Source organism: Paraburkholderia sp. BR10954, from assembly GCF_040965775.1.
In the GTDB taxonomy this organism is placed as follows: domain Bacteria; phylum Pseudomonadota; class Gammaproteobacteria; order Burkholderiales; family Burkholderiaceae; genus Paraburkholderia; species Paraburkholderia youngii.
Genome location: NZ_JBFRCK010000025.1, coordinates 99,031 through 113,012, shown reverse-complemented (window position 1 = coordinate 113,012; position 13,982 = coordinate 99,031). Strand labels below are relative to the sequence as shown.

General features: G+C 65.3%; 12 protein-coding genes. 4 read left to right on the top strand and 8 right to left on the bottom strand.

The window, feature by feature from the left end; translation table 11 throughout:
- Positions 1–57: 57 nt before the first annotated feature.
- Positions 58–489, top strand: coding sequence for a YidB family protein (locus AB4Y34_RS28755; RefSeq protein WP_176108661.1), 432 nt, complete (start codon positions 58–60; stop codon positions 487–489).
- A 175-nt stretch (positions 490–664) separates the two neighbouring features.
- Here the strand turns inward: AB4Y34_RS28755 and clpB are convergent, their stop codons facing one another.
- Positions 665–3,262, bottom strand: coding sequence for an ATP-dependent chaperone ClpB (gene clpB, locus AB4Y34_RS28750; protein WP_018432081.1), 2,598 nt, complete (start codon positions 3,260–3,262; stop codon positions 665–667).
- A 170-nt stretch (positions 3,263–3,432) separates the two neighbouring features.
- Entirely contained in the window at positions 3,433–3,963 is a 531-nt protein-coding gene (locus tag AB4Y34_RS28745; protein ID WP_176377872.1) for an Rrf2 family transcriptional regulator, read from the bottom strand.
- A gap of 252 nt (positions 3,964–4,215) precedes the next feature.
- Between AB4Y34_RS28745 and AB4Y34_RS28740 the strand changes: the two genes are divergently transcribed.
- Positions 4,216–4,764: a group III truncated hemoglobin gene (locus AB4Y34_RS28740; RefSeq protein ID WP_368717922.1), complete on the top strand. Its 549-nt coding sequence runs from the start codon at positions 4,216–4,218 to the stop codon at positions 4,762–4,764.
- 74 nt (positions 4,765–4,838) lie between these two features.
- On the opposite strand, the gene AB4Y34_RS28735 is transcribed toward AB4Y34_RS28740, so the two are convergent.
- The 6 genes from AB4Y34_RS28735 to AB4Y34_RS28710 all read right to left on the bottom strand — a co-directional run bounded on the left by AB4Y34_RS28735 (position 4,839) and on the right by AB4Y34_RS28710 (position 11,277).
- Positions 4,839–5,315, bottom strand: a complete 477-nt coding sequence (locus AB4Y34_RS28735; protein ID WP_176377874.1) for a molybdenum cofactor biosynthesis protein MoaE — start codon at positions 5,313–5,315, stop codon at positions 4,839–4,841.
- Positions 5,316–5,374: 59 nt separating this feature from the next.
- Positions 5,375–5,632: a molybdopterin converting factor subunit 1 gene (moaD, locus tag AB4Y34_RS28730; RefSeq protein WP_368717921.1), complete on the bottom strand. Its 258-nt coding sequence runs from the start codon at positions 5,630–5,632 to the stop codon at positions 5,375–5,377.
- A 54-nt stretch (positions 5,633–5,686) separates the two neighbouring features.
- Entirely contained in the window at positions 5,687–6,898 is a 1,212-nt protein-coding gene (gene glp / locus AB4Y34_RS28725; RefSeq protein WP_176378130.1) for a gephyrin-like molybdotransferase Glp, read from the bottom strand.
- A gap of 237 nt (positions 6,899–7,135) precedes the next feature.
- The gene (gene thrC / locus AB4Y34_RS28720; RefSeq protein WP_368717920.1) at positions 7,136–8,587 is read right to left on the bottom strand and encodes a threonine synthase; all 1,452 of its coding nucleotides are present in this window, start codon (positions 8,585–8,587) and stop codon (positions 7,136–7,138) included.
- Positions 8,588–8,595: 8 nt separating this feature from the next.
- Positions 8,596–9,927: a homoserine dehydrogenase gene (locus tag AB4Y34_RS28715; protein WP_368717919.1), complete on the bottom strand. Its 1,332-nt coding sequence runs from the start codon at positions 9,925–9,927 to the stop codon at positions 8,596–8,598.
- 102 nt (positions 9,928–10,029) lie between these two features.
- Positions 10,030–11,277, bottom strand: coding sequence for a pyridoxal phosphate-dependent aminotransferase (locus AB4Y34_RS28710; RefSeq protein WP_309235140.1), 1,248 nt, complete (start codon positions 11,275–11,277; stop codon positions 10,030–10,032).
- Positions 11,278–11,734: 457 nt separating this feature from the next.
- On the opposite strand from AB4Y34_RS28710, the gene AB4Y34_RS28705 reads away from it, so the two are divergent.
- Both AB4Y34_RS28705 and AB4Y34_RS28700 read left to right on the top strand, forming a co-directional pair.
- On the top strand, positions 11,735–12,109 hold the full coding sequence (locus AB4Y34_RS28705) for an Mth938-like domain-containing protein (RefSeq protein WP_368597363.1): 375 nt from the start codon (positions 11,735–11,737) through the stop codon (positions 12,107–12,109).
- 112 nt (positions 12,110–12,221) lie between these two features.
- A complete protein-coding gene (locus AB4Y34_RS28700) occupies positions 12,222–13,976 on the top strand; it encodes a glycosyltransferase family 39 protein (RefSeq protein ID WP_368717918.1) in 1,755 nt (584 codons plus the stop codon).
- Positions 13,977–13,982 lie beyond the last annotated feature (6 nt).

The following is a 13,982-nucleotide window of genomic DNA, read 5'->3' as shown; positions in this document are numbered from 1 at the left end:
GCGTCGTCGTCACCCGCCCGGCCGTCACGCACGCGCCGGCATTCAAGAGAGACCGTCATGAGCCTACTCGACACCATCGGTTCCCTGCTTGGCAAATCGCCAGAAGGCGGCGGCCAGCAAGCGCTGATCGCAGCCGCGCTCGAATTCGTCAATAACCAGCCGGGTGGCCTGAACGGCCTGATCCAGCGCTTCCAGGAAAAGGGCCTCGGCGACGTCGTGTCGTCGTGGGTCGGCAACGGCGAAAACCAGCCGATCGCGCCCGACGCGCTGCATAACGTGCTCGGCTCCGAAGCCGTGAGCGGCCTCGCCGCCAAGGCCGGCGTCCAACCGGATCAGGTGACGGGGCTGCTGTCGCAGATCCTGCCGCACGTCGTCAACGCGGCCACGCCGGAAGGCGAAGTGCCGGCCGATGGCAAGCTGAACGCGACCACGGTGCTCGGCGCGCTCGGCGGCCTGTCGGCGCTGCTCGGCAACAAAGGCAACGCTTGAGCACGCAGTGCGCGATGCGCTGAGGGCGGCGCAGGCTGCCGGTCGAGGTCGACGCCCGGTTTGAAAACGGCGGGCAAAAAAAACCGGCAACGAAGTCCCCTTCGTTGCCGGTTTCTTAACGTTGGTGGAAGCGACTCGCCTACCGCCGCCCCGTCGCGTCATCAGGCCATCGCGCTCAGTGCACGACGCGTTCGAACCGCAGCTGACCGTCGTCCACTTCGACCGGAATGACATCCTTCGGACCGAACTTGCCGGCCAGAATCAGCTTCGCGATCGGGTTCTCGATCTCCTGCTGGATCGCGCGCTTCAGCGGCCGCGCACCGAACAGCGGGTCGTAGCCGACCTTGCCGATGTGCTCGAGCGCCGCGTCCGATACCACCAGCTGCATGTCGAGCTTTGCGAGCCGCTCGTGCAGACGCTGCAACTGGATCCGCGCGATCGACTGGATGTTCGAGCGATCGAGCGCATGGAACACCACGACGTCGTCGATCCGGTTCAGGAACTCGGGCCGGAAGTGCAGCTTCACCTCTTCCCACACCGCGTCCTTCACCGCTTCCTGCGGCTCGCCGACCATCGCCTGGATCACCTGCGAGCCGAGGTTCGAGGTCATCACGATCACCGTGTTCTTGAAGTCGACGGTGCGGCCCTGGCCATCGGTCATGCGGCCATCGTCGAGCACCTGCAGCAGCACGTTGAACACGTCCGGATGCGCCTTCTCGATTTCGTCGAGCAGGATCACGCTATACGGCTTGCGGCGCACGGCCTCGGTCAGATAGCCGCCCTCCTCGTAGCCGACGTATCCCGGCGGCGCGCCGATCAGACGCGCGACGCTGTGCTTCTCCATGAACTCGCTCATGTCGATACGGATCAGGTGCTCTTCCGAATCGAACAGGAACGACGCCAACGCCTTGCAAAGCTCGGTCTTGCCGACGCCGGTCGGCCCCAGGAACAGGAACGAGCCGTACGGCCGGTTCGGGTCCGCCAGACCCGCCCGCGAGCGGCGGATCGCATCGGCGACCGCGCTGATCGCCTCGTCCTGGCCGACCACGCGCTCATGCAGCTTCGACTCGATCTGCAGCAGCTTTTCGCGCTCGCCTTGCATCATGCGCGACACCGGAATACCGGTGGCCCGCGACACCACTTCGGCGATCTCTTCCGCGCCGACCTGCGTGCGCAACAGACGCGGACGCTTCGGACTGTTCTGCTCCTCGGCTTCGGCGCGCGTGACTTCCTTCAACTGCGCTTCGAGCCCCGGCAGCTTGCCGTACTGAAGTTCGGCGACCTTCTCGAGCTTGCCCTCGCGCTGCAGACGCACGATTTCCGCGCGCGTCTTCTCGATCTCTTCCTTCAACTGCGCGCTGCCCTGCACCGCTGCTTTTTCGGCGGTCCAGATTTCTTCGAGGTCCGAATATTCACGGTTCAGGCGTTCGATTTCCTCTTCGATCAGTTGCAGACGCTTCTGCGACGCTTCGTCCTTCTCCTTCTTCACCGCTTCGCGTTCGATCTTCAGCTGGATCAGACGACGGTCGAGCCGGTCCATCTCTTCCGGCTTCGAGTCGATTTCCATCTTGATCTTCGACGCGGCCTCGTCGATCAGGTCGATCGCCTTGTCCGGCAGGAAGCGGTCCGTGATGTAGCGATGCGACAGCTCCGCCGCCGCGACGATCGCCGGGTCGGTGATGTCGACGCCGTGGTGCAGCTCATAGCGCTCCTGAAGACCGCGCAGGATCGCGATGGTCGCCTCGACCGACGGTTCGTCCACCAGCACCTTCTGGAAACGGCGCTCGAGCGCGGCATCCTTCTCGATGTACTTGCGGTATTCGTCGAGCGTGGTCGCGCCGACGCAATGCAGTTCGCCGCGCGACAGCGCCGGCTTCAGCATGTTGCCCGCGTCCATCGCGCCCTCGGCCTTGCCGGCACCGACCATCGTGTGAATCTCGTCGATGAAGACGATGGTTTGGCCTTCGTCCTTCGCGATGTCGTTGAGCACGGCCTTCAGGCGCTCTTCGAACTCGCCGCGATATTTCGCGCCCGCGAGCAGCGCGGCCATGTCGAGCGACAGCACGCGCTTGTTCTTCAGCGTTTCCGGCACTTCGCCGTTGACGATGCGCTGCGCGAGTCCTTCGACGATCGCGGTCTTGCCAACGCCCGGCTCGCCGATCAGCACCGGGTTGTTCTTGGTGCGGCGCTGCAGGATCTGGATGGAACGGCGGATTTCGTCGTCGCGGCCGATCACCGGATCGAGCTTGCCGGCGCGGGCGCGCTCGGTCAGGTCGATCGTGTATTTCTTCAGCGCTTCGCGCTGGCTTTCGGCGTCCTGGCTATGCACCTGCGAGCCGCCGCGCACCGCGGCGATCGCGGTTTCGAGCGCCTTGCGCGACAAGCCGTGCTCGCGCGCGAGACGGCCCACGTCGCCCTTGTCGTCGGCGACCGCGAGCAGGAACATTTCGCTCGCGATGAACGTGTCGTTGAGCTTCTGCGCTTCTTTGTCGGCCTGGTTCAACAGACCGGTCAGTTCACGGCCGATCTGCACGTTGCCGTCAGTGCCTTGCACCTGGGGCAGCCGCGTGATCGCGTCGTTCAGTGCGGTCTGTAGAGGTTGTACATGCACGCCGGCGCGCGATAGCAGCGAGCGAGCGGAGCCGTCCTGCTGCGCGACGAGTGCCGCCAGCACGTGAACGGGTTCGATGTACTGATTGTCGTGGCCAACCGCCAGACTCTGGGCGTCCGCGAGTGCTTCCTGGAATTTAGTGGTGAGTTTGTCGATTCTCATCAAGAGACCTCCAATTTCGATTACCACCAAAATGAGGCGATTTATTAGGGTTTCAAGCGCTTTTTTGGCCTCGGTCGCAACTATTTAACATTTGAGCGCAAGAACTGCCGCGATCCTTCCCCGGTGAGGCGGCCGGACGGATTTGCGCACCCTGGAGCCGACTCGATGTCCTAGCTCTTGTGGCCCAACGTCGCCGAACTGCCGCCACGCGTGCCATCCGATGCCACCGGAATCGGCAGCGGCGCCCTCTGAACGTTGGGTCCTAACCCGAGCAATGCCGCGAGCGCACTTTTCGGTTCTGCGACTTCGCCGATGGTAAAGCGATCGAGTTCGGCGAGAAAAGCGAGGTTCGCCGCCTGCAGCGCGCCGCGCAGCCGGCAGTGCGGCGTGATGACGCAAGGCCGCTGTTGGCCTTGCCGGTCCGGCAGACAGCCGACCAGCGCAAAGTCGCTTTCCGTGACCCGCACCACGTCGCCGACGGTCAGCGACAGCGATTGTGCGGCGAGCCGCAACCCGCCGTTGCGGCCGCGCACGGTTTCGACCCAGCCCAGTTCGCCCAGTTGCTGCACGACCTTCATCAGATGGTTCTTCGAGATGCCGTAAGCTTCCGAAATGTCCTGAATCGTCGATAATCCGTCGCCCCGCACCGCGAGGTACAGCAGCACGCGCAGTGCGTAATCCGTATAGTCGGTAAGTCTCATAGTCCCGATATAGCTTTGAAAAGCTGCGAGCACGCGCATTGAACGAGCCCGATAACCGCGTCGACGCAAGGGTTGCGGTCGACCTGCGCCGCGCCCTAACATCATTGGCTGGCGGCGTCGTTCCTCGAATCGCGTTGCAAAACTGTGTTGGATAGCAATAGTAGCTTTTTCCGCATCAACCGTTTGTCAGAAAAACGGGGGGTTCGAAGTTCAGTCAACCACCATCGGCAAACGTATTTTTCTGGAATCCGCATGAATCCGTCTTTCCCCGCCGCGCCGCCGGTCGAGCGCGCGGCCGAACCCACCGAGGCCAATATCCGCGAGCTCGTCTACGGCTTTTACGATCGTGTGCGCGCCGATCCGCTGCTCGGTCCGGTCTTCGACGCGAAGCTCGAGGGCCGCTGGGACGACCATCTGCCGAAGATGTGCACGTTCTGGAACAGCCTCGTGCTCGGCGCGAAGCAGTATCGCGGCAACGTGCAGCAGGTGCATCAGCCGCTCGAAGGCATCGAGCCGCAGCACTTCAGCCGCTGGCTATACCTGTTCCTGGATACGGTCGAATCGCGCTATCAACCGGCCGCGGCGGTCCGTTTCATGGAGCCGGCGCTACGGATTGCACAGAGTCTGCAGCTGAGCCGTTACGGCTGGGATTACGAGATTCCGGCGGAGCAGCAGGCGCTGCTCGACCGGGTGGCGCCGAAGCGTCGGCCCCGCGATCCTGACGACGATGGCGAGCAGCCGTCGCGTCCGGTTGGGGAGCCGTTTCCGGTGCCGATCATCGGACGCTCACGGGACCAGTGAACGTCGGTCGGCGCCGACCCGCCTGACACAAACGCGCCGCGTGCGCCACCGCAGCGCCGTGGCCCGCGGTTCGGCTACTCCGCCGTCTGGTTTCCCGATGCGATGCCCCAGCGCGCGAGCGCGGCATCGTCGGTCACGCGCGCATCGACCCAGCGCTCGCCCGCGTCGGTTTTCTCTTTCTTCCAGAACGGCGCTTCGGTCTTCAGATAGTCCATCACGAATTCGCACGACGCAAACGCGTCACCGCGATGCGCGGCCGTCGTCACCACGAGCACGATCTGATCGAGCGGATACAGCTTGCCGACACGATGCACGATCAGCACCTCGATGCCCGGCCAGCGTTCGCGCGCACGCTCGACGATCGCCTCGAGCGACTTCTCCGTCATGCCCGGATAGTGTTCGAGCTCCATCGTCTCGACCGCGCTGCCCTCGTTCAGGTCGCGCACGGTGCCGACGAAGCACGCGACCGCGCCGATTCTCGGATTGCGCGCGCGCAGCGCGGCCACCTCGGCGCTGAGGTCGAAGTCTTCGGTCTGGACGCGAACGGGCATGGGTGACTCCTGAGGGCTTTTGTCGCTGGCGTGAACGTGATGATGGACGTGAGCGCGGCTCAGCCGCCGGTGACGGGCGGAAAGAACGCGACCTCGCAGCCCTCAGTGATACGCGTGCTGGCGTCGGTCATCACGTGGTTGCAGGCCATGCGCAGCGCGCGGCCTTCGGCGAGCGTCTCGGCCCAGATGTCGCCACGCACGCGCAGCCACGCGCGCACGTCGCCGACGGTCGCGATGCCGTCGGGCACCTCGACGGTTTCGTCGGAGGTATTGAGCGCTTCACGTACGCTCGCAAAGTATCGAAGTTCAATCTTCATCGGGATACCGCCGGTTTGTGCCGCGCATGCCGCGCATGCCTCGGATAGCCGGCCTCAGTTCAGCAGTTCGGAAAACGGAATGAAGCGCACGGTTTCGCCGGCGCTGATCGCGTGGTTCGGCGGATTGTCGATCAGGCCGTCGCCCCACACGGTCGACGTCAACACGGCCGAGCTCTGATTGGCAAACAGTTCGAGCCCGCCGGCCGCGTTGACGCGCGCGCGCAGGAATTCGTTGCGGCGATCGGCCTTGCCCTGCGTGAAGTCCGCCCGCAGCGACAGCGCGCGCGGCGCGACCGCCTGCACGCCGGCCAGCCGCAGCACGAACGGACGCACGAACAGAAGGAACGTGACGAAGCTCGACACCGGATTGCCCGGCAGGCCGATGAAAAACGTTTCGGCCGTGCCCGCCGCGCCACGGCGCACCGCGCCGAATGCGAGCGGCTTGCCCGGCTTCATCGCGATCTGCCACATCGACAGACGCCCTTCGGCCTCGACCGCCGGCTTCACGTGATCCTCCTCGCCGACCGACACGCCGCCGCAGGTGAGAATCAGATCGTGCGCCTCAGCGGCCTCGCGCAGCGTTGCACGGGTCGCGTCGAGCTGATCGGCGACGATGCCGTAGTCGGTCACGTCACAGCCGAGCTTTTCGAGCAGTCCGCGCAGCGTGAAGCGATTCGAGTTGTAGATCGCGCCGGGCTTCAGCGGCTCGCCCGGCATCGTCAATTCGTCGCCGGTGAAAAACACGGCGACCTTCACGCGCCGGCGCACCTCGAGCTGCGCGCATCCGACCGACGCGGCAAGCCCCAACGCCTGCGGCGTGAGCCGCGTGCCGGCCGGCAGGATCACCGAGCCCGCGCGAATATCGGCGCCCTGCGCGGTGATCCACTCGCCCGCCTGCGGACGATGCACGATCGTCACCTCGTCGCCGGCCACCTCGGTCTGCTCCTGCATCACGACCGCGTCCGCGCCAGCGGGCACCGTCGCGCCGGTGAAGATGCGTGCCGCGCTATTGGGCGCGAGCGGCGCCGGCGCACGGCCGGCCGGAATCCGTTGCGAGACCGGCAGGCGGCTGCCGTGCGCGAGATCGGCGATACGGACTGCGTAGCCGTCCATCGCGCTCGTGTGCATCGGCGGCACGTCGAGCGGCGACGTGACGTCGGTGGCGAGCACGCGATTCAGCGCGTCGAGCGTCGGCAGCGTTTCGATACCGTCGATCGCGCGCGCGGCGTCGAGCAGGATCGCCAACGCATCGGCAGTGGCGAGCATCGGAGCGCGGGGCGTGGGTGTGGACATCTGGAGTGTCGAAGCCGCAGGTTAAAAGAACATTGTAGCGGCCGATGCCGTTAGCCTGGGCGGCCGGGCGTCATGGAGAGTTTTTTGTGATTTTCGCTGCGTGGCCGCCGAGGGTGCGGCCAGCGTTTTTTCGTAGAGTGGGCGCGGGCGTCGGGATGCCGCGTGAGCCGAAAACAGCCCACACGGCCCGCTTGCCCTCGCCGGTCGCCCTTATTCGCCGGTATTCGCGACGATGAAGTCCTTCACCCGCTGCGCATCCGCGGGTACGACCTCGAAGCGCTGCGGCAGCGATTCGAGCCCCGCGAACGCCGCCGGCCGCTCCGGTTCGCGCAGCAGCGCTTCGCGGATCGTCTCGCCGAACTTGATCGGCTGCGCGGTCTCGAGCACGATCATCGGAATGCCCGGTTGCAGATGCTCGCGCGCGACCTTCACGCCGTCGGCCGTGTGCGTGTCGATCATCGTGTCGTAGCGCTGGAACACGTCGCGGATCGTCTCGACGCGGGTGTCGTGGTTGCTGCTGCCGGACACGAAACCGAACTCCATCACGCGCGTGAAGTCGCCGCTCGCCGCGAGGTCGAAACCGCCCTTCTCCTCGACGTCGCGGAACAGTTGCAGCACGCGCGCCGGATCGCGGCCGAGCAGGTCGTACACGAAACGCTCGAAGTTCGACGCCTTCGAGATGTCCATGCTCGGGCTGCTCGTGTGATACGTCTCGGCCGCCTTGCGCACGCGGTAGATGCCGGTGCGGAAGAACTCGTCGAGCACGTCGTTTTCGTTGGTCGCGACGACGAGCTTTTCGATCGGCAGACCCATCATGCGCGCGATGTGACCCGCGCAGACGTTGCCGAAGTTGCCCGACGGCACCGTGAACGACACGCGTTCGTCATTCGACTTCGTCGCGGCAAAGTAGCCCTTGAAGTAATAGACGACCTGCGCGACGACCCGCGCCCAGTTGATCGAATTGACCGTCCCGATCTTGTACTTCGCCTTGAACGCGTGATCGTTCGACACCGCCTTCACGATGTCCTGCGCGTCGTCGAACACGCCTTCCACCGCGAGGTTGAAGATGTTCGGGTCTTGCAGGCTGTACATCTGGGCGGTCTGGAACGCGCTCATCTTTTTGTGCGGCGACAGCATGAACACGCGGATGCCCTGCTTGCCGCGCATCGCATACTCGGCGGCGCTGCCGGTATCGCCCGACGTCGCGCCGAGAATGTTCAGCGTTTCGCCGTGCTTCGCGAGCGCGTACTCGAACAGGTTGCCGATCAGCTGCATCGCCATGTCCTTGAACGCGAGCGTCGGCCCGTTCGACAGTTCGAGCAGCGACAGCGGCGCGCCGTCTTCGACGCCGAGCGTCTTCAGCGGCGTGATCTGCGCGGCGCTTTCGTCGTCGCGCACGTTGCAGTAGGTCGCGGCCGTGTAGGTCTTGCGCGTCAGCGCGCGCAGATCGTCGGCGGGGATGTCGTCGCAGAACTTCGACAGGATCTCGAACGCGAGATCCGCATACGGCAGTGTGCGCCAGCGCGTGAGTTCATCAGCGGTGACGCGCGGATATTCGGCCGGCAGATACAGGCCGCCGTCTTTCGCGAGACCGCCGAGCAGGATGTCGGAGAAGGTATGGCGCTCGCCGGCTCCGGCGCCGCGCGTGGAGAGGTAGTTCATAGTTCGGCCTAGTTCAGCGCTTCCATGCGCAGCTTCGTGACTTGCGAGACGACGGTCTGCAGCGCCTCGATCGACTTGATCGCGACGTTGACCTGCTTTTCGATCGTCTCGTGCGTGATCAGCAGGATGTCGGTTTCGCCCTTGCCGTTCGCGTCGACGAGTTCCGATTCCTTCTGCAGCAGCGCGTCGATCGAAATGCCGGTGTCCGCCAGAATGCGCGTGATGTCGGCGAGCACGCCGGTCACGTCGGCGACGCGCAGGCGCAGGTAGTAGCCGCTCGTGACTTCTTCGATCGGCAGGATCGGCGTGTTCGACAGGCTGTCCGGCTGGAACGCCAGATGCGGCACGCGGTGCTCGGGGTCGGCCGTGTGCAGACGCGTCACGTCGACCAGATCGGCGACCACCGCCGACGCCGTCGGCTCGGCGCCCGCGCCCTTGCCGTAGTACAGCGTCGTGCCCACCGCGTCGCCATGCACGACGACCGCGTTCATCGCGCCTTCCACGTTCGCGAGCAGGCGTTTTTCCGGAATCAGGGTGGGATGCACGCGCAGTTCGATGCCTTTATCGGTGCGCCGCGTGATGCCGAGCAGCTTGATGCGATAGCCGAGTTCCTCGGCGTATTTGATGTCGATCGCGGCGAGCTTGCTGATGCCCTCGACGTACGCGCGGTCGAACTGCACCGGCACGCCGAACGCGATCGCGCTCATGATCGTCGCCTTGTGCGCGGCGTCGACGCCTTCGATGTCGAAGGTCGGGTCCGCTTCCGCGTAGCCGAGTTCCTGCGCGGCCTTCAGCGCGGTGGCGAAATCGAGCCCGCGGTCGCGCATCTCCGACAGGATGTAGTTCGTCGTACCGTTGATGATGCCGGCGATGTACTGGATACGGTTCGCCGTCAGGCCTTCGCGCAGCGCCTTGATGATCGGAATGCCGCCCGCCACCGCTGCTTCGAACGCGACCATCACGCCGTTCGCGCGCGCCGCCTCGAAAATCTCCGTGCCATGTACGGCGAGCAGCGCCTTGTTGGCGGTGACCACGTGCTTGCCGTTGTTGATCGCGCGCAGCACGAGGTCGCGCGCAATGCCGGTGCCGCCGATCATTTCCGCGACGATCGCGATCGACGGATCGTCGACGACCGCGTTGAAGTCATCGGTCAGCGCCACGCTGCCGGCTTCGCCGCCGAGCGCCGCGGTCGCCTTGGCCGGGTTGCGCACGGCGATACGCGCAATCTCGATACCGCGACCCGCGCGACGTTTGATTTCTTCCTGATTGCGGCGCAGTACCGTGAAGGTGCCGCTGCCTACCGTGCCGAAGCCCAGCAGTCCAACTTTGATCGGTTCCATGCAGCGTGTGTTTCTAATAGAGGTTTGAAAAGGGTGTCTGGGGTGGCACGAGCGGCGCGCCTGATGCGCCGCGTCACGCGCCACATCGTACGCGAGGCCGGCTCAGGCTGTGTGACGCTTGCGGTAGCCATCGAGGAAGCGCGCGATCCGGTTGATCGAATCCGCGAGGTCGTCGACGTTCGGCAGGAACACGACGCGGAAGTGATCCGGCGTCTTCCAGTTGAAGCCGGTGCCCTGCACGAGCAGCACGCGCTCTTCGAGCAGCAGGTCGAGGATGAACTGCTGGTCGTTCTGGATCGGATACACCTTCGGGTCGAGGCGCGGGAACATGTACAGCGCCGCTTCCGGTTTCACGCAGCTTACACCGGGGATCGCCGTCAGCATCTCATACGCGAGCTCGCGCTGCTTGTACAGGCGCCCGCTCGGCACGATCAGGTCGTTGATGCTCTGATAGCCGCCGAGCGCGGTCTGGATCGCATACTGGCCGGGCACGTTCGGACACAGCCGCATCGATGCGAGGATGCCGAGCCCTTCCAGATAGTCTTTCGCGAGCCGGCGGTTCTCGCCGGTCAGGCCCGAAATGGCCATCCAGCCGGCGCGGTAGCCGCACGAGCGGTAGCTCTTCGACAGGCTGTTGAACGTAACGGTCAACACGTCTTCGGACAGCGACGCCATCGACGTGTGCTTCTTGCCGTCGTAGATGATCTTGTCGTACACCTCGTCGGCGAAGATCACGAGGCCGTGCTGGCGCGCGATCTCGATCAGGCCGAGCAGCAGTTCGTCCGAATACAGCGCGCCGGTCGGGTTGTTCGGGTTGATCACGACGAGCGCGCGCGTGTTCGGCGTGATTTTCGCGCGGATGTCGTCGAGATCGGGCATCCAGCTATTCGACTCGTCGCAGATGTAGTGCACCGGCGTGCCGCCCGCGAGGCTCACGCCGGCGGTCCACAGCGGGTAGTCGGGCGCGGGCAGCAGCACTTCGTCGCCGTCGTTGACGAGGCCCTGCAGCGCCATCACGATCAGCTCGGACGCGCCGTTGCCGATGTAGATGTCGTCGAGCTCGACGCCGTGCACGCCCTTTTGCTGCGTGTAGTGCATGATCGCCTTGCGCGCGGCGAACACGCCTTTCGAATCCGAGTAGCCCGACGAGCTGGGCAGGTTCAGGATCATGTCCTGAATGATTTCATCGGGTGCCTCGAAACCGAACGGCGCCAGATTGCCGATGTTCAGCTTGATGATGCGGTGGCCCTCTTCTTCGAGCCGCTTCGCATGTTCGAGGACGGGCCCGCGAATGTCGTAGCAGACATTCAACAATTTGTTGGATTTGAGAATCGGTTTCACGGCGGGCACTTCATCCTGGTCGATGGCTGGGGCAAACCTTGGGCAAACGGGGCCCGGCTGACGTCACCGGGCCGCTCGGATTCACCGATACGGGAATTCGGACGCGGCGGCGCCACCGAAGGCGGCCAACTGCGAAATGGGGTCGAACTGTCGAGCGGCCGCGGCTTTCCGGGTTCCGGCGCGGGGAAAAAAACGCAGCGAAAGCGGGCGATGCCAGCACAGGTAGCCGGTGGGCCACGCGGATGCGCCCAGCGCGGCTTGTGGCGGCACTTGAGCGAGGGGCGCCGCAAGGCGGCTAAAAAGTTATAATTTAGCGGATTTTGGCCGACTTCCGCAATGCACCACCCGCAACGGCAAGCCTTTTCGGCCTTCTCGTGTGTCACACGCGTCGAACCGCACGGCCTGTGCGACGTGCATCCAGGCCGGTAATACGCATGACGTCTCACGACGACTTCGGAAAACGAATTTGAAATTACATCAGGATTCCAGCGGCGCGCTGAATACCGTTACCGGCTACGGCGCCGACTACGTCGAAATCAATCTGGTGCGTCACGCGGGCAGTATTCTCGTGCTGCCGGGCGCGCCGGTCATTCCCTGGCCCGTCTCGTCGTTCGAGCAACTGAGCGCCGAGCATTTCGCGATGCTGGTCGACGCCGCGCCCGAAGTGGTCGTGTTCGGCAGCGGCGAGCGGCTGCGCTTTCCGCACCCGCGGCTGACCGCCGCGCTCACCGCGAAACGCATCGGCGTCGAAACGATGGACTTCAAGGCCGCCTGCCGCACCTACAACATTCTGATGGCCGAGGGCCGCAAGGTCGCGGCCGCGTTGCTGATCGAAGCCTGAGCGGGCCCGGCGCCGGCGCATCCCGCGCGAGCCCGCGCCGGCGCCGGCCCCGTTCTGGCCCCCGCGCCGCGCCCGTGCGCGCGTCGTCGATAACAAGAAGGGTTGATACTTCATGAACGATACGCCGTCGAGGCTACCGCTCAACCGCACCGCAATCCTGTTGCTGGTGCTGGTTCTCGCCGTGATCTGGTTTGTGCCGCTCGGCTGGCGCCATCTGCTGCCGAGCGACGAAGGCCGCTACGCCGAAATGGCGCGCGAAATGTTCCTGACCGGCGACTGGATCACGCCGCGCTACAACGCCTACAAGTACTTCGAGAAGCCGCCGCTGCAAACCTGGGCGAACGCGCTGACGTTCGCGTGGTTCGGCATCGGCGAATGGCAGGCGCGCCTCTATACCGCGCTGACGGGCTTCGTCGGCGTGCTGCTGATCGGCTTCACCGGCGCGCGCGTGTTCAACGCGGCGACCGGCGTGTTCGCGGCGCTCGTGCTCGCGTGCGCGCCGTACTGGAACCTGATGGGCCACTTCAACACGCTCGACATGGGCCTGTCGTTCTGGATGACCCTCACGCTGTGCGCGCTGCTGCTCGCGCAGCGCCCGAACCTGCGCCTCCCGTGCGTGCGCGGCTGGATGTGGGTGTGCTGGGCGTCGATGGCGCTGGCGGTGCTGTCCAAGGGCCTCGTCGGGCTGATCCTGCCGGGCGCGGTGCTGGTGCTCTACACGCTGATCGCGCGCGACTGGGCGCTGTGGAAGCGGCTTCACCTGGTGAGCGGCCTGATCGTCTTTTTCGCGATCGTCGCGCCGTGGTTCGTCCTCGTGCAGCAGCGCAATCCGGAATTCCTGAACTTCTTCTTCGTCGTCCAGCAGTTCAAGCGCTATCTGACGCCCGAGCAGAATCGCCCCGGCGCGTTCTACTACTTCGTGCCGGTGCTGCTGGTGGGCTTCCTGCCGTGGCTGTCGGTAACCGTGCAAAGCGTGCGCCACGCGCGGCGTCAGCCGCGCCAGCCGAACGGCTTCGCGCCGGTCACGCTGATGCTCACGTGGATCGTCTTCATCTTTCTGTTCTTCAGCGCGTCGCACTCGAAGCTGCTGTCCTACACGCTGCCGATCGCGCCGCCGATCGCGATGCTGATCGGCATGTACTTGCCGCTCGTCACGCGCGAGCAGCTGCGCCGGCATCTGGCGGGCTACGCGCTGTTTTTCGTGGTCGCCGCCTTTGCGGCGCTGTTCCTGCCGCGCCTCGGCTCCCAGCGTAATCCGGCCGCGCTGTACGCCGAATTCCGCGTGTGGGTGCTCGCCGGGCTGGCCGGGGCTTTCGTGCTCACGCTGGTCGCGTTGTGGCTGAACCGCCGCGGCGAGGATGGCGCGGGCGCCAACGCGCGGGTCGGCCTCGGCAGCCTCGCCGCGTTCGGCGCGGGCTGGCTGCTGCTCGCCACGATCGCGGGCACCGGCCACGACGTGTTCGGACGCCTGAGCTCCGGCGCGCCGCTCGCTCCCGCGATCAAGGCAAAACTCGCGCAGCTGCCGCCCGACACGCCGTTCTACTCGGTCGGCGTGCTCGACCACACGCTGCCGTTCTACATCGGCCACACGATGATCATGGTCGCGCACCCGGACGAGCTCGCGTTCGGCGTGTCCGTCGAGCCGCAAAAATGGGTGCCGACGGAACAAGCGTGGATCGAGCGCTGGAAGGCCGATCGCTACGCGCTCGCACTGATCCCGCCGCCGACCTACGAGCGCCTCGTCAAGCAAGGCGTGCCGATGCAGGTGATCGCGCGCGATCCGCGTCGCGTGGTGGTGATGAAGCCGCTCGCCGACGGGGCTCCCGCCGCCGCTGCCCCCGCCTCTACGCCCGCGGCAAAGCCCTAATCCTCT

Excerpts from the sequence above, each read along its gene's own strand:
- AB4Y34_RS28755 (WP_176108661.1), top strand. The coding sequence starts at position 58 with ATGAGCCTACTCGACACCATCGGTTCCCTGCTTGGCAAATCGCCAGAA.
- clpB (WP_018432081.1), bottom strand. The coding sequence starts at position 3,262 with ATGAGAATCGACAAACTCACCACTAAATTCCAGGAAGCACTCGCGGAC.
- AB4Y34_RS28745 (WP_176377872.1), bottom strand. The coding sequence starts at position 3,963 with ATGAGACTTACCGACTATACGGATTACGCACTGCGCGTGCTGCTGTAC.
- AB4Y34_RS28740 (WP_368717922.1), top strand. The coding sequence starts at position 4,216 with ATGAATCCGTCTTTCCCCGCCGCGCCGCCGGTCGAGCGCGCGGCCGAA.
- AB4Y34_RS28735 (WP_176377874.1), bottom strand. The coding sequence starts at position 5,315 with ATGCCCGTTCGCGTCCAGACCGAAGACTTCGACCTCAGCGCCGAGGTG.
- moaD (WP_368717921.1), bottom strand. The coding sequence starts at position 5,632 with ATGAAGATTGAACTTCGATACTTTGCGAGCGTACGTGAAGCGCTCAAT.
- glp (WP_176378130.1), bottom strand. The coding sequence starts at position 6,898 with ATGCTCGCCACTGCCGATGCGTTGGCGATCCTGCTCGACGCCGCGCGC.
- thrC (WP_368717920.1), bottom strand. The coding sequence starts at position 8,587 with ATGAACTACCTCTCCACGCGCGGCGCCGGAGCCGGCGAGCGCCATACC.
- AB4Y34_RS28715 (WP_368717919.1), bottom strand. The coding sequence starts at position 9,927 with ATGGAACCGATCAAAGTTGGACTGCTGGGCTTCGGCACGGTAGGCAGC.
- AB4Y34_RS28700 (WP_368717918.1), top strand. The coding sequence starts at position 12,222 with ATGAACGATACGCCGTCGAGGCTACCGCTCAACCGCACCGCAATCCTG.